Below are 22,951 nucleotides of genomic sequence, written 5' to 3'. Positions count from 1 at the left end.
TAAAAGGAGCTAAAATGAAAATAAGAAAAGCAATTTTTCCTGTAGCTGGATGGGGAACTAGGTTCTTGCCAGCGACCAAATCATGTCCTAAAGAAATGCTAACAGTAGTTGATAAACCTCTAATCCAATATGCTGTTGAAGAGGCTATAGAAGCAGGTTGTAAAGAGATAATATTTGTTACTAGCTCAAATAAAAAGTCCCTAGAAGATCATTTTGATAGAAACTTTGAGTTAGAATATTCTTTGGAAAAAAAGCAAAAGTATGAATTATTAGACTTAGTGAAAAATATAATTCCCAAAGATGTAAGTTTTTTCTTTGTGCGTCAGCCAGAAGCTTTAGGGTTAGGCCATGCAGTTTTATGTGCAAAACCGCTAGTTGGAATTGAAGATTTTGCCGTTATACTGCCTGATGATTTAATTTATAATTATGAATGTAGTACTGGTACGTTAAGTCAAATGATTAAAGCTGTTGAGGGCACTGACATTAGAGGCTGTGTTGCAACCCAACAAGTCAAGAAGGAAGAAACAAATTCGTATGGTATAGTTGCAAAAGATAATAATAACCTTATAAAAGCAATTGTTGAGAAGCCAGTTCCAAAAAAAGCACCATCAACAAATGCGGTTGTAGGCAGATATTTATTACCAAATAAGATTTTTAGGTGTTTAGAATCAACCTCAGAGGGTGCAGGTGGTGAAATTCAACTAACTGATGCAATCGCTAAATTATTAGATCAGGATGAGAAAATTTTATCTTATGAATTTAAAGGCACACGTTATGATTGTGGTAGTAAATTAGGTTTTCTAATTGCTAATTATGAGATAGCCTTACAGCATAAAGAATTAGGTCATAAATTCAAAGAATATCTACAAAATAGATAGTACTTATTAAATATTAATAATTGTTGTTAAATATTAACAATCTATTATTTAAAACAATTTGAGCTAAATACTCTATATATCAGATTTAGTATAAAATTTAAAGACAAAGCGTATGTCGTACTCAAAGTTTCAAGTACCTCAGGTTTTATTAATCAAGCACATATTAATTTCAAGCTATATGCAAAACTCTATAAATAATCTCTAGAAAACCTAGAGCAGTTCTGGAGGGGCTCAACAAGCGAACAGTCTACATATACATTGGCATAAACCTTTTACTAAAGCCTATAATAGTTTTACTCTGGTTGATATCAAGCGGTTTGAAGATGAGAATTATGCTATAACTGTGTTGACAGGCACTTACCAGATAAAGCAAACCAAGTAGCTTTTATATTATGGCAAGCTGACAATCCGAAAAAATCTAAGAAAATAACCTACCGAGAGTCTTATATCATCGTGTTTGTTAAATGACTAACATACTTAAGGCTAATGGAGTCAAAAAAGGTGATGTTGTATCTATATGCCTCTAGTGCTAGAGTCATATATATGCTAGCATGTGCATGTATTGTGTAATTCATTTTGTAGTTTTGGTGGATTTTCATCAGAGTCGCTAAAACAACATATTATCAATGCTAAGAGTGATTTTGTTATAACAAGTTGGTTATGCTATCAAATCAAGCAAAATAATATCTATATGACAGCAGCTATTGATAAAGTTGTTGATGAATTAATTTTATTAGAAAGGCCTTAGCTGTGCATAATACTGGCACAGATAACATTAGCTTAGCTGGAATGATATTAAAGATATTTGCTATAACACAAGAGCTAAAAAAGTTTCAAATGAGCATCTGCCACAAGCGTTTCCTAGTGAGACACCTTTATTTATGCTCTATACATCTGGCTCTACAGGTGTTCCTAAAGGTTTAGTTCATTCTTCAGCTGGATATTTAGTTTATGCAAGTATGACTATAAACTTATTTTTAATTATAAAGATTATGATGTCTACTGGTGTACTGTAAATATTGGTTACAGAACACACATATGTTGTCTATGGGCCTTTTGCAAATGGCTCAACATCAGTAATATTGAGGGTGTACCTACGTATCCAGATGCTTTAAGATTATTACAGGAAGTTGATCAACATAATGTAAGCACCTTATATACTGCATCAACTTTGATTTTTGCTAAAGGTTGGTGATAAATTTTTAGCTAATACTCGTAGAAATTCTCTAATGGTATTAGGCTCAGTTAACGAACCAATAAAACCATAAGCTTGGAATTAGTTTGTTGTTGAAAAAGCTGGTAACAATCAAGCTCCACTTGTAGATAAATGGTAGCAAACTGAGAACTACTATACCTGGTGCACATAAAATTAAGCCTGGCTCGACTTCTAAACCTTTCTTTGGCTAGATGAAGTTAGAAAATCTTTGGTTAAATACATAAGACAAGAAATAGGTTAAATTAAGACTCAAGAAGTTATCCAATTTACTTCAAAATTACCAAAAACTCGTTCAGTGTAAAATCATGCATCGAATCTTAAGAAAAATAGCTGCAAAAGATTTCGAAAATTTTGGCGATATCTATACACTATTAAATTCAGATATAGTAGAGTATCTGATAAAAAAACAAGTAACTATAAATCATGAATTACTCATTATTAAAAGGCTACGCTAAGATAGTTTTAGCTTTGGTGTTTTGGGCAAGCTTATACCATATAGCTCCTTTACCACTTAGTTATGTCGATATATACCTAGTTGGTTTGGTTCGCTATGCCTTTGCGTCGTTGATTTTTATTGTAGTACACTACTATTTTACAAAGACATTTTTTCCACGGTTAAATCTAAAACAGTGGACATATGTTATTGCTGTAGGTTTTTTTGGTGTTTTTTTATATAACGTAACATTCCTATGGGCTGAGAAACTAATCTCTGGCAATATTGTTGCTATTATCTATGCTTTTACCCCTTGTCTGATAACGATTTTTTCTAGCTATATTTTTAAGATGAAAGTAAATCAACAGGGTAAAATAGGTATATTTGTCGCATTGATTGGTACTATTGGCGTCGTTTTATTCTCTAATGGTGTAGCAGAACGCTTAAATGGTGTTCAGATTAACTTAGGTGAAGTATTAAGTGTCTTAGCTGTAGTATGTTTTGCATCTTATGCAATCTTAGGTAAATGTTGTGTTAGAGAAGGTGTACACATGATTACGATAAATACTTATGGTGCTATAGTTGGTATGATAATGTTTGCTATTGTAAGTTTATTTAAAGCAGATTTTTCGCAATTAGCACATACCGATTTTAAATTCTGGGGAAGTATGCTTTATATAGCGGCTTTTGCAACTGTAGTAGCATATGTATGGTACTTAGGGGCTCTTGAAGAAATTGGCGTATATAAGACAGCAGTATTCCAAAATACTCTACCATTTTTAGTTATTCTTATTGGTTTTCTTTTTTATGGTGAAACTATTTCAACCTTATCTTTGCTATTTGGTGGTGTAGTATTTTTGGGTGTTTACGTCACTAATGCTGCAGTTAATCACAAGTCTAATAATTAATTTTATAGTTTATTACGAAAATCTGCCCTATAAGGTGAATATGTAAAAGCTAAACTGTCACGATTATGTACTTTAACTAGCTTTGAGTGTAGATTAGATCTTGTTGATATTTTTCCATGATATTTATTCCATAAATTTTTTTCATAAGAGTCAGCACAACTTGTTAGTATAATAGCTATATTATATAGAATTATGATTTTTTTTTTAGCATAATTGAAATGATGTATTAATAAACTAACCAAAGTATATTCTATCAGATTAAATCAAACAATAGAGATCTAATTGCCATTTTGCTTACTATTTAAAACTGCATCTATTAATTTTTACTATGTACTTATAACTAAAGTTAATAGTCTAAATAAATTTCTTATTTTATATGACTAATTTTGTGAATGATAGTGGATTTTCATTAGTAGAGTTAATGGTGGTGATAGCTGTAATTGCTATAATTTCTGTTATAGCTATACTGATGTATTCAAATTATTAAGTTATCGCAAAACTTTCTAGAGCAGATATTACAGCTCGAAGTTATATTAATGATAATTACTCATTATAAATTTACTGATGCAGGTTCTGAGCTTATTGGATGTGTAGAAATAGAATAAAGACAACATTATACAAGTATTATAAAGAGAGGAGTTGATGCACAGAATGTAACTGTCAAAGTTTATGTTGAAACAAATTTGGTACCTGATGTTATGGATCCATAACATCAGTATAATTTTAAGGCTGACTGATTAAGTGTTTTAATTTAGGAGTATAAATTTAGTGAATACTTTAAAAGTATCAGTTTTAATATGAGTGTTTTTCTAAGTACTTACTTTTTAAAATGCCTGTAACACTTGAAATAAATAAAACAGCATGAAATATTCCTATCAATATGATTCCATGTATTTCTATATGAACAAGATGCTTCAACAGCTGTATCTTCTTTATTACCATCTACTACATCTAATCATCCTATGATAGAAATTACGACAACTGGAAATGTATTATGGTATTTTATGTTCAGGTCCAAGGCCCGCAACGGGATCAGTTCTTCCAGATGGAAGCAAGGGATGTTTAACAGGTGATAATGGTAACTTACTGTTGGCTTTTAGATGAGATTAATCAAAGAGTAACTTAAAGAACCATTTTAGTGATGGTAATGAATATGATATAATAAATGAAACTGATATTGATTTATATTTATATTCAAAGAAATGGTTCAAAAAGGTTAGAAAATCAAACTAATACCGAAGTTGTATCAATTCTCAAGATTTTGTTAATAAAAAATTATTTATCGCTTAGGTTGGTCAAGATTCTGCAATGTGTGATAGTTATTCGCGTGGTAAGGAGTAAGGATATTGCAGGTTTTTGGAGTAAGTTGTATACAGTAGCTATAAGTATTATAGAATCTTTTATTTTTATTTTAAAAACCATTTATCAGGAGAGGTTATACGATTACCATATTTGATATATTGATAAGTACCGCCTTTATAAATTGGACTAATATTAGAAACAAAGACTATTACGATATTTTATTGAAATTTTTAATATCATGTTTTATACATCATTTAGTTTTGGTTTTGTATCATATATTTGCATTTGTGACATTTATTTGATAAGTATTGCCATAACAAACTTTATTTACAAATACTAGAATATTGAAGGTCACGAAAATTGTAAGCATTTGTTTTTTCATGGTTTTTAATTTATTAAAAGATTTATATTTCTAATATATAGCTATCTGAATCAATAAATTCATCAATTTTATTTTTTTCTGTAGTTGTTATAAAAACTTGGGAGTTAAGTTTTTTAAGATAGTTAAATAATGTTTGTGTATGAGTATTATCAAGTTCAGAAGTTATATCATCTATCAGATAAATACATTTATTATCATTTTTAGAGTTATGAATTTCTCCTTGTGCTAATTTTAGTGCACAAATAAGTAATTTTTGTTGTCCACGCGAGAAAATATCTTGGATAGGTTTATGATCTACAGTTAGAACTATATCAGCTTTATGTGGACCATGATTAGTGACTTTATATTTATTGTCATAATTAAAAGATTCTTCTAGCACTTGAGATAGATCTTTATGTAAATTCCAGCCTCTAAAATATTCTATATCTAGCTTTAGCTCGGAATTAAACTCAGCTAGAATTTCATAGACTTTAGGCTTGAGTTTAGCAAAATATGTTTGTCTTTTATAGTCAAGTATTTCAGAAAATTCACAGAGTTTTTTATCTATACTGAGTATATAGTTATATGGATAGTTCTGTTTTAAAGCGGAGTTTCTTTGTTTTACGAGAAATTTGCTTTGTTGCCATATTTTTAAGAAGGTTTTATCAAGATAAAAAGCTCCCCAGTCGAGTACTTTACATCTTTGTTGTGCTCTAGAGTTGATAATATTAAAACTTTCAGGGTTTATTAATTGTATAGGAAGATTACGCGTTATTTCAGTATGATTTTTTTGTATCTCTGAATTTAGTTTCGAAATATTATTACTATTTCTTTTGCGTGATAAAGATATGGTTATTTCATCTAGGTTATAAGCTTTTGTGTAGAGTATAAACTCATCACAATTATGATTTATTATTCTATTTAACTGTGAGCTACGAAATGAGCGACTATGTGATAAAAAGTATATCGATTCAAGGATTGATGTTTTACCTGAGCCATTTTTACCAACTATAAAATTTATACTATTTTTAAATTCAAAACTTTTAAAAAGTATATTTCTAAAATTTTGTAAGAGTAAGTTAGATATATACATTTTTTATATATAAATTCTAAGCTAGTATTGTAAATTTGTTGTTTTAGTATAGCAGGATTTATAAAATAGTTAATACTTAGCTCGTTACAGTTTTGTAGTAGTTTTGACGAATTTTATTAAAAATATCAAAATCTAAGTGATAATGCATATCAATAAACATCGATGTATAATTAAATTCTTTAGGTTATTAAGTTATAATATAGCCCAATATTTATAAGAATAATACTTTTCGTCATCCTGAACTTACTTATTAAGTGAATATAGCTGAAGTACAGGATCTCAATATAATCTATATTTATTGTGAGATTTTGGAATAAACTCAGCTTAATGTTGAGAGAGTATTAACAAGAAAATAAACATTTATCTATAAGGTTTTAAAATGAGCAAAGTTACAAAAGATTTTTTATTTGAGTTGGGTACAGAAGAACTACCACCAAAAGCACTAAGAAATTTAGCTCAGTCTTTATTAGTCAATGTAGAAAGTCAGCTAAAAGAGGCAAAAGTTAGTTTTGGTGATACTAAATGGTTTGCTTCACCAAGAAGACTGTCTTTTATAGTCAAAGATTTAGTAGAGTCTCAAGAAGATATGGTAATTGAAAAGCAAGGACCATTAGTAAGTATTGCCTATAATGATGGTAAACCTACTCAAGTAGGTTTAGGCTTTGCAAATTCTTGTGGAGTTAATCTTGATCAATTAGATAGAATTGAAACTCCAAAAGGTGATAGGCTTTTCTATAAAACTACGCAATCTGGTCAATTAACAGTTTCTCTATTACAAGAAATTATCATCAAAGCACTTAAACAATTACCAATTCCAAAGATGATGCGTTGGGGAAATTCTGTTGTTGAGTTTGTAAGACCAGTGCATTGGGTCTTAGCACTATATGGTAATGATATTGTTGATATCGAAATTTTAGGGCATAAAGCTGCTAATATTACTTATGGACATAGATTCCATCATCCACAAGCTATAGTAATTAATAATATTAGTGATTATGTCAAACTACTAGCTGATGTCATGGTGCTTGTAGATTGGGATCAGCGTAAGCAAATGCTGATTAAGCAAGCTAAAGATATTGCCAAAGAAAATAATTATCAGGTAGTTTTAGATGATGATTTAGTCGAAGAAGTTTGTGCTATAGTTGAGTATCCAAATGCAATGCTATGCAGTTTTAATAAAAATTTCTTAAGAGTTCCACAAGAAGCTTTAATATCTTCTATGGAAGAGCATCAAAAATGTTTTGCTCTTTTAGATAAACATGGTGATTTAGTCTCTAATTTTATTACAATTTCAAATATCCAAAGTAAAAAACCGGAACTGGTAACATCAGGTAATCAAAAGGTAATGAATTCTAGGCTAGCAGATGCTGCATTTTTCTATGATACTGATTTGAAGACACCTTTAGAACAGCTACTACCTAAACTTAAGCATGTAACTTTCCAAAGTAAACTTGGCAATATGTATCAAAAAGCTCAAAGAATAGCTAATACAGCACAAAAGTTAGCAAAGCTAAGTAATTTTGATTCACAAAAAGCATATAGAGCTGGGCTTTTAGCAAAGGCTGACCTAATTTCAAATATGGTGTTTGAATTTACAGATTTACAAGGAATTATCGGTAAATACTATGCAAAAGCTCATGGTGAAACAGATACAGTAGCAGAGGCAATAGAGCAACAATATTGGCCAAAGTATTCTGGAGCAGAGTTACCAAAAACTGATGTTGCTGCATGTGTCGCTTTAGCTGAGAAATTAGATACCTTAGTTAGTATATTTGGAATTGGTCAAAAACCAACAGGTAACAAAGATCCATTTGCGCTAAGAAGATCAGCAATAGGTATCTTGCGTATATTAAGAGATACAAGTGTTGATATATCTCTAGAAAAGGTTATTGATATAACTCTAGAAAGTTATAAAAAAGTTGATAATTTAGAATTTAAAGCTGATGTAAAAACAGAGGTAATATCTTTCTGTATAGATAGACTAAAAAATCTCTATAAAGATGAGGGTATTTCTGTAGATATTTTTGAAGCTATTAATAATACTAAATATGGTTCAATTAAGGATTTTGCTGCGAGGGTGCAAGCTGTAACTAAGTTCTATAATTCAGATAAAGCTCAGAGTCTAATAGCTTCAAATAAGCGTGTAACTAATATTCTTAGTAAGAATGCTACATATAAAGCTTACTATTATGATATTGAACTTGCTAAAGCAGTAGGTAATGAATATGAGTTAGCACTTGCTTATAGTATCGAAGAAGTTGTTCCTGATCTTGAGAAGTATCTGAATAATCGAGAATATGTTTATGCTTTAGAGTTATTAACTTGTCTTGATAAAGTAATTAGTGAGTTTTTTGAAAATGTAATGGTAATTGATGAAGATATCAAGATAAGAGAAAATAGAATTGCATTACTTACAAATTTGCGTAAGATGTTTATTGGAGCTGCTGATATCTCTAAACTTTAATCTAAAAATATTTATTTCATAACTATCTTACTTTTATTGTTATATTTAGAATCATTTATTTATGAAATATGTCAGAGCAAAAAAATGTTTTAGGAGCAGTGGTGTTAAAATCGTATTGTTTAGAGCCAAAGACTGGCTTTTATAGTGATGGCTTTACCGTACAGATAATCATGATCATAATTATCATGTCGTATGTGCAATAATGACACAACACCGAATCCTTTTTTAATTTTCCTGATCTTAAACCTGGAGATAAATGGTGTTTGTGTACTCTGCAATGGTTAGAAGCATATCAAAATAGGTGTTGCTCCAGATGTTGAGCTTGAATCAACCCATCAATCAGCTCTTGATGAATTAACACAAAACCATAATGTTGCAAAAATAGTACCATTAGCAACAGTTGCTAACATAAAACTATGATTAGTAAGATGTTGGAAGTAGTTATAGGGATTAGTTTTAGTAGATTTGATTTTCTATCTTTGTATTCTAGAGTTTCTTCAATTAAGCACGCACAGATAAGCATAACCACACCATAAATAATGAGAAAATGAAATGTACTTTTGCCACGTGTAAATTATCTCAGTTAAGATAGTAATCAATTATTGGTGCTACTACAATAGGAGCAATTAGTAATGTATGATAATAGATGCAAGTAAGCTGGTAAGTTTAGCTCCTTTGTAGCAATCACGCACAATTGAAAAAGCAATTACAGCATATATAGAGTCAAATAAACCTTGAAGTAGATGCATAATCACAAGGATCTTAAAGTTATAGCTATAAGAGCACAGCACAGTACTTATAATGTAAATAATACTCCCAATAATTATAACTTTCTTGCGACCATATTTATCAGATATAGCTTCCAGAACAGCTTACTAAAAGAGAAGATAATAGAGTAGATTACAAAAATTGTCAGAACTATACTATTAATGAAATCAAAATCACCAAATATTAAGGAAATCTCTGGCGCATAGATGTTTACAGCTAGAGGTAGTAAAGCAGCAAATCATACCAAAGTTATTAAGAAATATAGTTTAGAATTTCTAGTTATAAGTTTCGTAGATCTAAAATTGTAGTTTTAATATTTTATTTTGTGCTATCAAGCATATACTCTTTTAATTTTTTGCTAACTATTTCGTATCTCCAACCAGTAAGGAGTTTGTTATTTTTGTAGTTAGTATCAATACTTAGATTATATGATAGCGAGCGAATATCTTTTTTTGAGGCAATTATACGTAGAATCAAACTTAAGTTGTTTAGTATGTGTATCAATCAAAAATCAACTATCTTATCATTTAATTTTGTAGATAATTTAACACCACTATTTTGTTCTAGGGTTACTTGATCTAAGTTTTTAGTTGAGCTAAGTGCTGTAATAACACCTTTAAAAATCCAATGTTTTAATCTTTTTAGCTCATCGTGGTCAAAAGAGCTAAGAGATTTATGGTTTATATGAGCTATAGTATATAAATATTTTATTACTAAAATAAACCTTACAGGAATATTTTTTTTCTTGAGCGATCATTTCACGCCATTGTGCTATTAAAATAGAGTTTTTTTAAAAGGTTTTTCAACAATTTTTTGAATATTACCTATTTTGGTATGGATACCTTCAATAGAGTTAAACTGTGCTTTTTGTACTTCAATTAATTCTTGCTCAAAAAAATCTTGATATTGACTTTTAGCTAGTTGTTGCTGCAAATACTCTTTTAATTGTATGAAATTATTCAACATCTTTGATAGCATAGGCATAGTCAATTTGCTTTGGCGTTAGTGGTCTATTGTTCCAATTTGAAAACTGATATTCTTTTTCCATTTCAATATCTAAAATTTCTCTTAGAAGAGTTTTTAGAGACAATTGTGTTTGAAAACCAAGAAAGGCAGCTGCAAGTTGTGCATCAAAAATATTATTTACTTCACAGTTAAAGAACTTTTTGAAATAAAAATATCATTAGTTGCCGAGTGGATTATTTTTTTGGATATCCTTATCCATAAAAATGTCCTTTAAATTACTAAAGTCTAGCTCTTTAAGTGCATCTATTATGAATATTTCATTTTCAGTTGATATCTGTACTAAACAAAGCATTTAATTGCTTATTTGTATTAATTATCATAGTTTAGGTAAAATACTTAGAGAAATTTAAACTTATAAGTTAGTATAAAAGTTTATATATGTTAACATTTTTCATAAACTTAGTGTTTAATAAAATTATATGATTTTATATAATTCTAAAGATTTTGATTTAAAAAGCTTTTTAGCTAACTTAACTACGCATTCTGGTGTTTATCGGATGATTGATAAGCATGGCGAGATAATCTACGTTGGTAAAGCAAAAAATCTTAAAAATCGCGTCAATAGTTATTTCTCTAAAGGCGCTAAAGATAGTAAAACTCTAATGATGGTAGAGCAGGTAGCTCGAATTGAGATAACTATTACCCCTAGCGACTATGAATCATATTTGTTAGAAAATAGTCTAATCAAACAACATCGCCCTAAGTATAATATCCTTTTTAAGGATGATAAAAGCTATCCATATTTAGTGATTTCTCGTGATAAGTTTCCTCGTGTATTTTTTTCTCGTGGTAAATCTGCATATAAAAAAGGACAATGTTTTGGACCTTATGTTTCGATATCATCAGTTAAAAATACACTAAATATTATCCAAAAAATCTTTCCAGTACGTCAGTGCAAAAATTCATATTATAAGTCTAGGGTTAGACCATGTTTACAATACCAAATCAAACGCTGCTTAGCACCATGTGTAGGTTTGGTTTCTCAACAGCAATATGATGAACAGTTAGTGATACTAAAAAAGTTTTTAGCTGGTAAGTTTAGCACTGTTTTAGAAGAAATCTCTGAAAAGATGTATCAAGCTTCTGAAAACCTGGAGTACGAGAAAGCTAAAGTTTATCGTGATCAATTAGTGGTATTGCGTAAATTACAACAGCAACAAATAGTTGATATTCAAGCAGATAAAACTTTTGATGTAATTGGTATATATATGCATGATAACTATGCAAGTATAGCTTTATTACAGATTCAAAATGGCGATGTCGTTGCAGATAGACACTGGAGTATAGATGCAAAAGGTCAAGATAAAACCTCAATAATGCATGCTTTTTTATCACATTTTTATTTAGGTAATGAAATCCATAATATTTGGCCTAAGAATATAATTCTATCAAAAGTAGATTTTGCTGATATTACAGATATTATGAATAGTATTTCGCAAAAAAATGGTCAAACCATAAATTGGATAGTCGTCCCAGCAGCTAATAATCTCAAGTGGCTGAAGTTAGCCGAGGTAAATGCCCGACAAAAGCTAAATACCTATACAAATTTAAAATCACAATATAAAAAACGTTTGGAATCTTTAAAAGAATTTTTTAAACTAGAAAAAGATATTAAGCGTATTGAATGTTTTGATATTTCTCATTTTCAAGGTGAAGCAACAGTAGCATCATGTGTAGTATATACAGATGAAGGTGAAGATCGTAAATCTCATCGTAGATATAATATCAAAGATATCAAAGCTGGTGATGATTATGCAGCGACTCATCAGTCAGTATTTCGTCGTGTTAGTTCTGGATTAGAGGCAAATAATCTACCAGATGTAATGATAATTGATGGTGGTAAAGGTCAAATTCATCAAGCAGAAGCAGTTTTTAGAGAATTTGGAATAAAAGATAAAGTTCAGCTTGTCAGTTTAGGTAAGGGTGTAGAGCGTATAAGTGGTAAAGAAAAAATCTATAAAGGTTTTGATGATACTGAATATACATTAGATGAGCATCATCCAGGATTTCTATTGTTACGCCAAATTAGAGACTCTGCCCATGATCATGCTATCAAAGGTCAGCGTAAAAAAGTAAGCTCAAATAGACAGTCATCAATTATAGAGGAAATTGAAGGAGTTGGACCAAAACGCCGTAAAGCTTTAATGATGTATTTCGGTGGTTGGCAAGAGTTATCCAGAGCATCTGTTGATGAGATTGCCAAAGTTAAAGGAATTAGTAAAAAGTTAGCCCAAGAAATTTGGGAATGTTTCCATTAAAAAATAAATTATAGCTAATTAATACTGTATAATTTTAGTATTTCAAAAAATATAAAGTCTAAAAATAACTAAAAAAGCTTATTATTTATTATTTTATTATTCTAAATATTCTTTTGCTACTTCTTTGTTGATAGACACATAATATGGTTTTTGTACGAGCATAATTTAAGGCAATACACATTCTTCAGATTTTTTTCTGATGATATATTTTCTTCTTTAACATGTCATTTTCTTGTATTTTACATATATTATTTTATTGAACTTTTATACAAAAAGGTATCTACTTTTGACGCAAAAGTTTTTGTTAGTACGAATGCTGTATTTATAGGTCAATTTATCAAAGAAATATTAAAAGGTATTTTTGGTATGTATTGGCCAGAAACATTTAGGAATCATAATCCTTCATTAGTTAGAGATAAATTCTTTATAGCTTTAACTGGTTTAAGTTTAATGGTGATTATTCTTCTTTTCCTTCTGGTCATGCTACATTTATTATTTTCATTTAGCGTTAGTATGTGGATTTTATTTCCTAAATATAGGTTGCTTTGGGCTTTATTAGTATTTTTATTGCTAATTACACAACTATTGCAATATTTTCACTTTACTAGTGATCTAATTGCTGGAGCAATGCTCGGCTCAATCATTAGTTACTGCACTGCTTTGACATATCAACAAAAGAGTTAATGTTTAAAACCTATAGTTTTAACAAAAGTATAGTTATAAACTATTGGTTATGTTAAAATAGTTACAGATATTTATATTTTATGCAAAATAGTGCAGTGGAAAAAAGACAAATTAAAGCAGTATCACTTATTTCTGGTGGTCTTGATTCAATGTTAGCAACAAAAATGATGCTTGGGCATTCATATTGAGGAAGTAATTTTTTTAATGGTTTCTGTGGAAGGGCATATAAATGTAATAAGAAAGCATAATAAAGAAAAACAAAAGCTTAATAGTGATCTTTGGGGTTTCTGAGCAATTAGGCATAAATTCCATATTATCAATGTAATCAAAGAATATAAAGGTTGCTAACAAATCCTAAACAGCTATGGCACAAATATGAATCTATATTTATATGTAAGGTTTTTATGGAAAAGCTAAAGAATAGTCTAGTGAAAACGGTTTTGATTTTATAATTACTGGTGAGTTTATTTGCCTATAATCCAAAACAATATGGTATTGATGATTTACTTCTTAGACTTTTAAGTGCATAAAAACATACCAGAAATAAAACCAGAAAGAGAAGGCTGAGTTGATAGATCTAAGCTAATAATAAAAGATTATGCTTCTCCTGCTGTGGATTGTTGTTTCCTTACTAATAAATAGTATTTTTATGGCAAGCACGTAATTTAAAAGAGCATGAGTTTGATGATATTATGTTTATTAATAATATATATTATAAGCCTGCGTATAAACTTATAATTGGCCATGAGATAGTAAAAATAATTTATTTAAATGGTTACAAAAATTTATCAATGTCTATTACTTATCACATATAGGTACTTTAACCTTGATAGATGGTGATTTTGACAAAAATGATGAGCAATACACAGCACAAGTCTTAGGTATATTTACACAAAGCAAAAATGCTGATAATGTAACTATGATATTTTTATCTATCTAAGATAGTACAAGAAAAGAAGTTACTGTCAAGCCTATGCCAGCTGATGAGATTTTAGAGAAGTGCTATATACACTAAATACAGCAGATAAACTTAGAAAGGCTTTTTTTTTGTCGGATACCTGTTATCAAAACATAGAATGCTCTGAGAGCTATGCAGCCATGGAAGCAATTAAAAGTAGTTTGTATTGATCATGGTACTATGCATGACACCACCAATGGTGTAAGGTAAATGATTATATACTTGTCAAAGCAGAGCAAGTAGCAGATAAATATGAATTTATAATAGAGGTGATATAGTGGATCATTCAGTTTTAAATGTTTTGGTTTGTCCAATTTGCAAATCAAATTTACATTATGATAAAGAGAATCAAGTTTTAGTATGTAAAGCGGATAAATTAGCTTATCCAATTCGCGAGAATATTCCAGTAATGTTAGTTGAAGAAGCCAAAAAGCTAACTCTTGAAGAGGTGAAAAAATATGGCTAATATCCATATTGTAATTCCAGCAAGGCTTAAATCAACTCGTCTACCAAATAAGACGCTAGCTAATATTGCTGGTAAGCCAATGATCCAGAGAGTTTATGAACAAGTAGCCAAATCAAAATTTGATAGTATAATAATAGCTACAGATTCACAAGAAATAAAAGATGTAGCTGAGAGCTTTGGTGCAAAAGTAGTTTTGACAAGAGCTAATCATGAGACAGGTACAGATAGAATAGTAGAAGCCGTTAGTAAATTAGGTTTTGCTGATGAAGATATTGTTGTAAATGTCCAAGGTGACGAGCCTTTGATACCTTTTGAGAATATCGAGCAGGCAGCACAGTTATTGATAGATAAACCAGAAGCAGTAGTCTCGACATTGTGTGAAAAAATCACTGATGTAGAAGATATTTATAATCCTAACAATGTTAAAGTAGTTTTTGATAAGAATAATTATGCTTTATATTTTAGTAGAGCATCTATTCCTTTTGAGAGGGGTTTTTCCGAGAATCAGCAAGTTAATACTTCAGAGTTTTTTAGACATATTGGTATATATACATATCGAGTGGCTTTTCTAAAGCATTATGCTGAACTTACAGTTTCACCAATTGAGAAATACGAATCATTAGAGCAACTTAGAGTTATATATAATGGCTATAAGATTGCAATAGCTCAATCATCTAAATCAACCCCAGCAGGTGTTGATACACCGCAAGATTTAGAAAAAATAAGGAGATTTTTTAATGTTTAAATTAGATCCTCGCTTAGTAGCTGATACTTTTGAAGTTTGGTAAACACCTAGACTGTAAAATTCTAGTAATGAATAACTTTATCGTACGTTGGTTTATAGTTGTACCTTTTACAGATAAAACAGAGTAGTGTCAGATTGATGATCATGTCCAATACAAAAATACTATTATCAATAAACTATCTAGATTTATATTTAAAGAATACAATGTCGATAAATTAAATATAGCTACTATAGGTAATGTTGTTAAACAAATGCACCTACATGTAGTATTGCGTTTCGAAAATGATCCACCTTGGCCAGCTCTTGTATCGGGGAATATTAATATAAACCATTTACACAGCAAGAAAAAAAAATAATCTACTAAAAAAGTTAGAAAAATATTTTAAATTATATGAGTACCTTGACAAGCTTTTGAAATATAAAATACTTGTTTTATATTTAACTTTTCAAAATATTCTTTCTGTAAGTAGCTAGTGTAGTCTTTTAGAAGCTTGGTAGGTAAACGATGTATTGTCGAACCACCAAAACCACCAGTCATTCTAGTACCATAAACTCCATCAAAGTTTTGAGATAACTTAACTACATCACAGCTGACCTTATAATCAATTTTTTAGTGAATTATGCAACTGATATATAGCTTATTGCTTTTGTCAATCTTTAACTACCATTACTTTAGTAGCTTCTTTAACCCTTTGATTTTCTATAAATAGATGTATACTTAATATTATAATCTTCTTCAGAGAAGTTGACTTTTTTGTATGCTCTAATTTTTGTATATCCAGCTCATGCAGAGATTTTATCTTATGAAATATTAGCAATATTTTCACAAATTTGGCGGCGCTTATTGTAAGTATAGTATGCTAAATTATGCTTAATATTAGTATCACAAATTAGCACTGATAGATTATCAAGCTCAAAAGGGATGTATCAATCATGCAGCATTTTGCTGTGAAAACAAACAAGATATGATCCATAAGCCCACATTTTTTGCCAATGTATTGATGCTCTACTTTTGAGCAATCTTAGCAAGATCAAGCTTAGAGATGTTTAGTTGATAGATTTCATTATAAGCATAAGCTAGAGCAGTATTTAGTGAAGCATATTATGAAAGATCAATATCAAAAGACAAATCACTCAAAATATAAATATCTGCTCCTTTAATATAACTACAGAAATCTTGCTTGATGATATAGTTCCTTTTTATATAGTTTTGCCAAGTATTAGCTAGTCCTTGCATAATTTCATTTATATCAAAAGATGCATAATCATCAAGATTTTCACTATATACATTGATAATGTTATTATCCCTAGTTGCTATAGATATAAAAGTACCTTTATTGATAGCAAATGGCATTACAAAAAAATTGTTATAGTCGGTGGTGTGCTCACCAATTATATTGACTCGACCTGGCGAAAAAATACCTCAGGAGTTTTGTTATAAAGTATAGTAAAACGATTGGTTAAATTGTCTTTGATATAGTCCATCATAATTATAACTCTCTTTTAAATGGTGCTCTAATTCTGGAATAATATCTCTTTGCATTCTCCAAGCATATCAAAACTAACCATAAATTTCTTAACTGTTGCTGAACTGGAGTAGAGAGCGGATAGAAGTATGCATGAAGTTGCTAGTATAGTCGCACTATGTTTTATTGAGCCATACCAGCCCATAGAGTATGGAATAAGAAGTATCAAAGAGTTTATATTATTTTACTAACAATACTTAATATAAGCACTTAAATTTTAGAAGCAATAAAAGCCTCATAAGGACATGTTGCCAAAACGGTATAACAATTAACCAATCATAATTGTGAATTCTATCTTCCTCAATAATCTAGCGATTTACATAATCAAGCAGTATAATTGATTTATGTTTTTGAAAGTATTCCAATTATATTTGATGTTATTTTTGAGCTTCTGTTGGTAAGAAATCACAAACCAAGATACCCATGATGGTTGGAACAACTCATAATAAAGCCTTTATTCTCAAAAACTTGTACACATTGATATAGCTGAAATAAATCATCATTTATCTCAAGGTTTTTGTCTATTTTCTTTAGATAAAGCAGAAAAATCATTCTCAAATAAAAAAGTTTCTTTAAATTCATGATTAATTTCTCCATTAGATGGAGTATTAGTCTGATAAATATAACACTTGTTATCGTACTCTGGGAGAGTATTTTTAAAGTCTCTTTAGACTGACCTTGCCATGGTCTATTAAGCCTATGAGATGATACCAAAAACCACTCATTATTCAAAATATTCTCATGACAATGCAAGAATTTGAACTGTAATATTATAGCTTAAACATTCATTTAAAATCAAAAATAGTTGTTTTGTATTTTGAGTATAGTATATCATGAATGCTGGAACTATTAGCTAAATTAATGTGGGAGTTTTTGTATGCAAAATAAAAAAAAAATTGTAGTCATTCGCGTGGCTATAATAGTAGCACTTGCTTGGTTACTTTTTGGTATGGATATTGGTTATGTTAACGGCTCTCTGCATTTCATATCAGAAACATTTGATTTAAGTATTGAGCAAAGTGGTCATGTCTCATGTGTATTGCTGCTTGGAGCTGCTTGTATAGCGTTATTTAGTGGGTTTTTATCAAAGCAGTATGGATGTATAAAAGTACTTTTAATTACAGCAGCTACTTTTCCTATTTTTAGAAAAGTGGGAATTTTGGCACCCAAATATCAAATTTTTATTACAAGATTTATTTTAGGTATTGCGATAGGGATTGCTTCATACTAATCATTTGACATCAACAATAGTGATTGGTTTAATTAATATGCTGACAACCATTTTGGCGATTAAGTATGTCGATAAATTTTGGCGCAAGCCAATTTTGTACTTTGGATTAAGCTTAGTGATAACCTCATGTATCGTTGTTAGCTTTATCTTTAAGACATACTTTGTTTATGACCAATTAATGGTTTTATCACAAACATTACAATGGACTGCTTTGATATTTTGTTTGTTATTTACCTTTGGTTTTGCTATACCTTGTATAGTTTGTATATTATTTGTTAAGTTTTTTGTTCCTGAAACTAAGGATGTTTCATTAGAGGAAATTGAAACAACCTCATCGCTGGCAAATCTTTAGCAAAAATCGGTCGCTAATTAACTAATCTATAAATAAATGGTGGGAGAATATGGAAGCACAAAAAGAATATAAAATAATAGTATATTTAATTGCTACAATAGCAGCATTAGGTGGTTTGCTATTTGGACTAGATCAAGGATTTATTGCAAATGCAGGTAAAACACTTGATCATATTTATAATATTGCTCCAGGGAGTATTACAGAAGGTAAATTTAACGCTATCTTAGCTTATGGCGGTATTTTAGGTACAATTTGTAGTGGTTTTTTCACCCGTTATTTTGGTAGAAAAAATACTCTATTAATAGCAGGGTTCTCATTCCTTATTGGAGCATTAGTTTCTTCACTTTTACCACCACTAAATATACTTACAGCATGTAGGTTTATTCTTGGCTTTGGAGTTGGCTTAGCTTCATTTGCAACACCATTATATCTAGCAGAGACAGCTCCAAAAGAAATAAGAGGATCAATGTCTTCATTATTCCAGTTAATGATTACGTTTGGTATATTTTTAATTTGTTTGGTAAATGTTGCCATAGTTGAGTTAGCTGGTCATACTAAAGTATCATTGACTTTGATGTTTAGTGTTATTACTATCTTTGCAGCATTGATGTTTATTTGTTGTTTCTTTTTACCTAAGAGTCCAAGATGGTTGATGATGAAAGATAGAGAAGGTGAGGCTAGAGAAGTATTTAAAAGATTAAGAAATCGAGACCAAATTGACAAAGAAATACAAAAAATAAGTCAATTAAATCATCAAAAATCACACTCTGTTAAACAAATATTAAGCAAGGGCTTTTTCTGGAAAATACTTATAGTCGGTGTAGTAATTCAGATGTTCCAACAATTAGTTGGTATCAATGCGATGATATATTATGCACCAAGCTTTTTAGAAGGAGCTGGTTTAAATATTATCTTAGCTGGTTTAGCAGTATTTTTTGTTAACTTTTTATCTACATTCCCAGCAATTCGTTGGGTTGAGAAATGGGGTAGAAAAAAGCTCCTAACTGTTGGAGCTATAATCATGGCAATGGCTCTTTTAGTTGTAGCCATATGCTTCTATGCGATTGACGTAGTTGGTGTAAGCTCAAAATTACCTAAGTATGTATTATTGATTGCATGCCTATTATATATTTTTGGTTTTGCATGCTCATGGGGGCCGGTTGCTTGGATTTTATGTTCTGAGATATTTCCACAAAATGTGCGTGAATTTGGTATGACTATTACAACTATTGTTAACTGGACATTCGTATGGATAGTTGTAGCATACTCAAATGTGATAATGAGAGCAGGAATTTGGGGTAAACCTATGATATTTGTTAGTTATGCTCTTTTCTGTATCACTGCAATAATATTCTTAAATCTTTTTGTTCCTGAAACAAAAGGTGTTAGCTTAGAGAAAATAGAAGATAACCTTATCTCAGGTAAAAAATTGCGTAATTTAGGCAAATAGCCACTCTTTAAAAAAGTTGTATATTTCTACTAAATAATGTAACATTAATAGCGTAATAGTTAAGTTAAAAAAATAAGGAACTATAGTTATGAAAGCTTCAGCTAGACATTTGCTAGTACAATCAGAATCTGAATGTCAACAAATCAAAAAAGATATAACTGAAGGTAAAATAACTTTTGAAGAAGCAGCTAAAAAGTATTCTCTGTGTCCATCTGGAGCTAGAGGCGGTGATCTAGGGACTTTCTCTCAAGGAAAAATGGTTCCTGAGTTTGATAGAGTTGTGTTCAACAATGAATTACATAAAGTTCATGGCCCAGTACAGACTCAATTTGGTTACCACCTATTAGAAATTACATCTAGAGGATAATTTTAATTCCTCTAGTTTTCAAATTAATTGAATAAGTTTATCATACAAAATTTTACGGACAAAAATGAATTCTGAGACTAAAAAAGATTTTAATCAGCTTGGGCTGAGTAAAGATATTGTAGATACTGTTATTAAATTAGGATATGAAAATCCTACACCAATTCAACAGTATGCTATTCCATATATATTATCGGGTAGAGATGTGCTAGGACAAGCACAAACGGGTACAGGTAAAACTGCAGCATTTGCATTACCATTGATAAATAAAATTGATTTAAAATCTAAAGATAAATCGCCACAAGTTTTGGTGTTAGCTCCTACTAGAGAGTTAGCTATTCAAGTTGCAGAGCAATTTGAAGCATTTGCAGAAAATGTACCAAATTTAGATGTTGCTTGTATCTATGGTGGCCAAGAATATGGTTCACAAATTAGAGCACTTAAAAGAGGGGTAAAAGTAGTGGTGGGTACTACAGGGCGTGTCATGGATCATATTGAAAAAGGTACGCTAGAGCTTGATAACCTAAGAGCACTAGTTTTAGATGAAGCTGATGAAATGCTTAGAATGGGCTTTATTAATGATGTTAGATTTGTCTTAAGTCATATTTCTGATCAGTGCCAAAGATTACTTTTCTCAGCAACAATCCCAACTGATATTGCTAACATTATTGAAGAGTACCTAAGAAATCCTTGTAAGATACAAGTAAAGGCTAAGACAAAAACTGCCAACACAGTGACACAAAAATTTATCGTTATCAAAGGCTTTAGAAAGATAGATGCTTTAGATAGATTGCTTGAGACAGAAGAAACTGATGGTGTTATTATATTTGTTAAAACTAAAAATAGCACTATCGAAGTTGCGGATAACTTAAAGGTGCTTGGCTACAAAGTAGCCGCTATAAATGGTGATATGCAACAATCACAGCGTGAATATATTGTTGATCAATTTAGAAGTGCTAAATCAGATATCCTCGTTGCTACAGATGTAGTAGCTAGAGGTATAGATCTTGAGCGTATTAGCCATGTGATTAACTATGATATGCCTAATGATACAGATACTTATGTACATAGAATTGGGCGTACAGGTAGAGCAGGGCGTGAAGGTACATCAATTTCTTTAGTGCCACTCAAAGAAATGAGATTCTTGCGTACTCTTGAGAGATTTACAGGCTCGCCAATCCAAGAAGTATTTATGCCAAGTGCCAAAGATTTAGCCCAAAGTAGGGTAGAACACTTTAAAGCTAGAATAATCTCAGCATTAGATAAAAATAAATCTTTAGATAAATATAAAGAAATTATTACTGAGATTCGTGAGCAGTTAGAGCTTGATTCAAATGAGCTTTTGGCTGTACTTGCGCTATTAGCGCAAGGTAAGAAAACTTTCTTCCCAAAAGAGATTCAAGCTAAAGAAGAAAAGCCATCCCGTGATAATAGAAATTCTAGAGATGGTAGAAAAAGTGAAAGATTTGAACGTAGAAATGAGCAAGGTAATAGAGCTAGAAGTTTTGCTAGAGCAGATAGAAAACCGTATCATACTTTAAATATTGACTTAACTACTTATAAGTTAGATGTTGGTCGTGATAATGATGTTCAACCTAGAAATATCGTCGGAGCTATAGCTAATGAAGGTAATATTGATAGTAAGCATATCTGTAATATCTCTATTCAAAAAGATTATACATTAGTTGATTTACCATCTAACCTTTCACCAAAAGTGATAAATCACCTTAAAAAGGTCTGGGTTGCAGGTAAAAAATTAAATCTTACTGTACAATAAGCTTATTAAATTTTTTCCAAATAGTTAATTTCTAGGAAATTATTTTATTTACCACTCTAAAGTTGTATAATTCATCGAATTAACTATTTAATTATAATTTTACAAATGAATAATTATATCTTTATAGTTTCTGCACCATCTGGTGCTGGTAAAAGTTCTTTATTAAAAGCTTTTTTAGCAACTGAAGTAGGCAAAGACAACTTCGCTGTAGCAATATCTCATACTACTAGAGAGCCTCGTGCTGGCGAGGTTAATGGTAGAGAGTATCACTTTGTGACAATTGCTGAATTTGAACAACTGCTTAGTCAAGATGGCTTTATCGAATATGCTAAAGTTTTCAAAAACTATTATGGTACATCAAAGGCTGAGATTGATAGATTGCTTGTAGCTGGTAAGAATATTATCCTTGAGATTGACTGGCAAGGTGCGCAACAGACACGCGCTATTTATGGTGATAGAGCTAAGAGTATGTTTATATTACCACCATCATTAGATGAGTTAAAAAAACGCCTAGAAAAAAGAAATACAGATTCTAAAGAAACTATAGATTATCGTATGAAGCAAGCACAATCAGAAGTTTCTCATGCTGATAGATATGATTATCAGTTGGTTAATGATGATTTTAGTAAGTCATTAGAGCAATTATGTAAATATTTCGAAGAAAATATCCAAAATTAAAAGCTAAGGAGAA

General features: G+C 30.4%; 15 protein-coding genes and 9 pseudogenes. 17 read left to right on the top strand and 7 right to left on the bottom strand.

The features are described from left to right. Positions 1-14 precede the first annotated feature (14 nt). From galU to FSC845_RS05210, 4 genes are all read left to right on the top strand, one after another. Positions 15-878 carry a UTP--glucose-1-phosphate uridylyltransferase GalU gene (gene galU, locus FSC845_RS05220; RefSeq protein WP_064461006.1) on the top strand — a complete coding sequence of 288 codons (864 nt, stop codon included), beginning with the start codon at positions 15-17 and terminating at the stop codon, positions 876-878. Positions 879-1,440: 562 nt separating this feature from the next. Further along, on the top strand, positions 1,441-1,626 hold the full coding sequence (locus FSC845_RS08955; RefSeq protein ID WP_227806664.1) for a hypothetical protein: 186 nt from the start codon (positions 1,441-1,443) through the stop codon (positions 1,624-1,626). Between the two features lie 46 nt (positions 1,627-1,672). Further along, the gene (locus tag FSC845_RS10120) at positions 1,673-1,894 is read left to right on the top strand and encodes an AMP-binding protein (protein WP_407637681.1); all 222 of its coding nucleotides are present in this window, start codon (positions 1,673-1,675) and stop codon (positions 1,892-1,894) included. Positions 1,895-2,517: 623 nt separating this feature from the next. Further along, positions 2,518-3,435 carry a DMT family transporter gene (locus FSC845_RS05210; RefSeq protein WP_064461005.1) on the top strand — a complete coding sequence of 306 codons (918 nt, stop codon included), beginning with the start codon at positions 2,518-2,520 and terminating at the stop codon, positions 3,433-3,435. 2 nt (positions 3,436-3,437) lie between these two features. On the opposite strand, the gene FSC845_RS08945 is transcribed toward FSC845_RS05210, so the two are convergent. After that, the gene (locus FSC845_RS08945; protein ID WP_064461742.1) at positions 3,438-3,662 is read right to left on the bottom strand and encodes a hypothetical protein; all 225 of its coding nucleotides are present in this window, start codon (positions 3,660-3,662) and stop codon (positions 3,438-3,440) included. A 149-nt stretch (positions 3,663-3,811) separates the two neighbouring features. On the opposite strand from FSC845_RS08945, the pseudogene FSC845_RS07885 reads away from it, so the two are divergent. Next, positions 3,812-3,919 (top strand): annotated as a pseudogene (locus FSC845_RS07885) (prepilin-type N-terminal cleavage/methylation domain-containing protein); the annotation flags it as partial. Positions 3,920-5,141: 1,222 nt separating this feature from the next. Here FSC845_RS07885 and recF read toward each other — a convergent pair. Both recF and FSC845_RS08940 read right to left on the bottom strand, forming a co-directional pair. Next, positions 5,142-6,191, bottom strand: a complete 1,050-nt coding sequence (recF, locus tag FSC845_RS05200) for a DNA replication/repair protein RecF (RefSeq protein WP_064461004.1) — start codon at positions 6,189-6,191, stop codon at positions 5,142-5,144. Between the two features lie 50 nt (positions 6,192-6,241). Then, a pseudogene (locus FSC845_RS08940) lies at positions 6,242-6,351 on the bottom strand (TatD family hydrolase); the annotation flags it as partial. Between the two features lie 219 nt (positions 6,352-6,570). Between FSC845_RS08940 and glyS the strand changes: the two are divergent. Both glyS and FSC845_RS07875 read left to right on the top strand, forming a co-directional pair. Further along, positions 6,571-8,655 carry a glycine--tRNA ligase subunit beta gene (gene glyS, locus FSC845_RS05195; protein ID WP_064461003.1) on the top strand — a complete coding sequence of 695 codons (2,085 nt, stop codon included), beginning with the start codon at positions 6,571-6,573 and terminating at the stop codon, positions 8,653-8,655. A 68-nt stretch (positions 8,656-8,723) separates the two neighbouring features. Continuing rightward, positions 8,724-9,075, top strand: a pseudogene (locus FSC845_RS07875) (DUF2237 domain-containing protein). Here FSC845_RS07875 and FSC845_RS09740 read toward each other — a convergent pair. Both FSC845_RS09740 and FSC845_RS05190 read right to left on the bottom strand, forming a co-directional pair. Further along, positions 9,003-9,706: pseudogene (locus tag FSC845_RS09740) on the bottom strand (MFS transporter); the annotation flags it as partial. The pseudogenes FSC845_RS07875 and FSC845_RS09740 sit on opposite strands and share 73 nt — an antisense overlap. Before the next feature lie 35 nt (positions 9,707-9,741). Continuing rightward, positions 9,742-10,738 (bottom strand): annotated as a pseudogene (locus FSC845_RS05190) (ribonuclease D); the annotation flags it as partial. 130 nt (positions 10,739-10,868) lie between these two features. Here FSC845_RS05190 and uvrC point away from each other — a divergent pair. The 5 genes and pseudogenes from uvrC to FSC845_RS07400 all read left to right on the top strand — a co-directional run. Beyond that, the gene (uvrC, locus tag FSC845_RS05185) at positions 10,869-12,707 is read left to right on the top strand and encodes an excinuclease ABC subunit UvrC (RefSeq protein ID WP_064461002.1); all 1,839 of its coding nucleotides are present in this window, start codon (positions 10,869-10,871) and stop codon (positions 12,705-12,707) included. A 1,510-nt stretch (positions 12,708-14,217) separates the two neighbouring features. Then, on the top strand, positions 14,218-14,331 hold the full coding sequence (locus FSC845_RS08930; RefSeq protein WP_227806662.1) for a hypothetical protein: 114 nt from the start codon (positions 14,218-14,220) through the stop codon (positions 14,329-14,331). Positions 14,332-14,626: 295 nt separating this feature from the next. Further along, entirely contained in the window at positions 14,627-14,815 is a 189-nt protein-coding gene (locus FSC845_RS05170; RefSeq protein WP_064461001.1) for a Trm112 family protein, read from the top strand. Then, positions 14,808-15,560, top strand: coding sequence for a 3-deoxy-manno-octulosonate cytidylyltransferase (kdsB, locus tag FSC845_RS05165; RefSeq protein WP_064461000.1), 753 nt, complete (start codon positions 14,808-14,810; stop codon positions 15,558-15,560). Before FSC845_RS05170 ends, kdsB begins: the two co-directional genes overlap by 8 nt. After that, positions 15,553-15,944: pseudogene (locus tag FSC845_RS07400) on the top strand (HIT domain-containing protein); the annotation flags it as partial. The gene kdsB and the pseudogene FSC845_RS07400, both read left to right, overlap by 8 nt. On the opposite strand, the pseudogene FSC845_RS05160 reads toward FSC845_RS07400, so the two are convergent. Together FSC845_RS05160 and galT are read right to left on the bottom strand one after the other, a co-directional pair. Next, positions 15,943-17,048 (bottom strand): annotated as a pseudogene (locus FSC845_RS05160) (galactokinase). The pseudogenes FSC845_RS07400 and FSC845_RS05160 overlap by 2 nt on opposite strands. Continuing rightward, a pseudogene (gene galT, locus FSC845_RS07395) lies at positions 16,996-17,860 on the bottom strand (galactose-1-phosphate uridylyltransferase). Before galT ends, FSC845_RS05160 begins: the two co-directional pseudogenes overlap by 53 nt. Positions 17,861-17,963: 103 nt before the next feature. On the opposite strand from galT, the pseudogene FSC845_RS05155 reads away from it, so the two are divergent. The 5 genes and pseudogenes from FSC845_RS05155 (at position 17,964) to gmk (ending at position 22,938) form a co-directional block, all read left to right on the top strand. Beyond that, positions 17,964-18,686, top strand: a pseudogene (locus FSC845_RS05155) (MFS transporter). A 32-nt stretch (positions 18,687-18,718) separates the two neighbouring features. Further along, positions 18,719-20,119, top strand: coding sequence for a sugar porter family MFS transporter (locus tag FSC845_RS05150; RefSeq protein WP_064460999.1), 1,401 nt, complete (start codon positions 18,719-18,721; stop codon positions 20,117-20,119). 88 nt (positions 20,120-20,207) lie between these two features. After that, positions 20,208-20,486 (top strand): peptidylprolyl isomerase, encoded by a 279-nt coding sequence (locus FSC845_RS05145; protein ID WP_064460998.1) that lies wholly within the window; start codon positions 20,208-20,210, stop codon positions 20,484-20,486. Between the two features lie 64 nt (positions 20,487-20,550). After that, positions 20,551-22,260 (top strand): DEAD/DEAH box helicase, encoded by a 1,710-nt coding sequence (locus FSC845_RS05140; RefSeq protein ID WP_064460997.1) that lies wholly within the window; start codon positions 20,551-20,553, stop codon positions 22,258-22,260. Between the two features lie 105 nt (positions 22,261-22,365). Then, complete coding sequence (gene gmk / locus FSC845_RS05135; RefSeq protein WP_064460996.1) at positions 22,366-22,938, top strand: guanylate kinase; 573 nt, start codon at positions 22,366-22,368, stop codon at positions 22,936-22,938. Positions 22,939-22,951 lie beyond the last annotated feature (13 nt).

Source organism: Francisella persica ATCC VR-331 (assembly GCF_001653955.1).
GTDB classification, from domain to species: domain Bacteria; phylum Pseudomonadota; class Gammaproteobacteria; order Francisellales; family Francisellaceae; genus Francisella; species Francisella persica.
The sequence above is the reverse complement of the archived record's forward strand: the minus strand, read 5'-3'. Positions and strand labels throughout refer to the sequence as shown.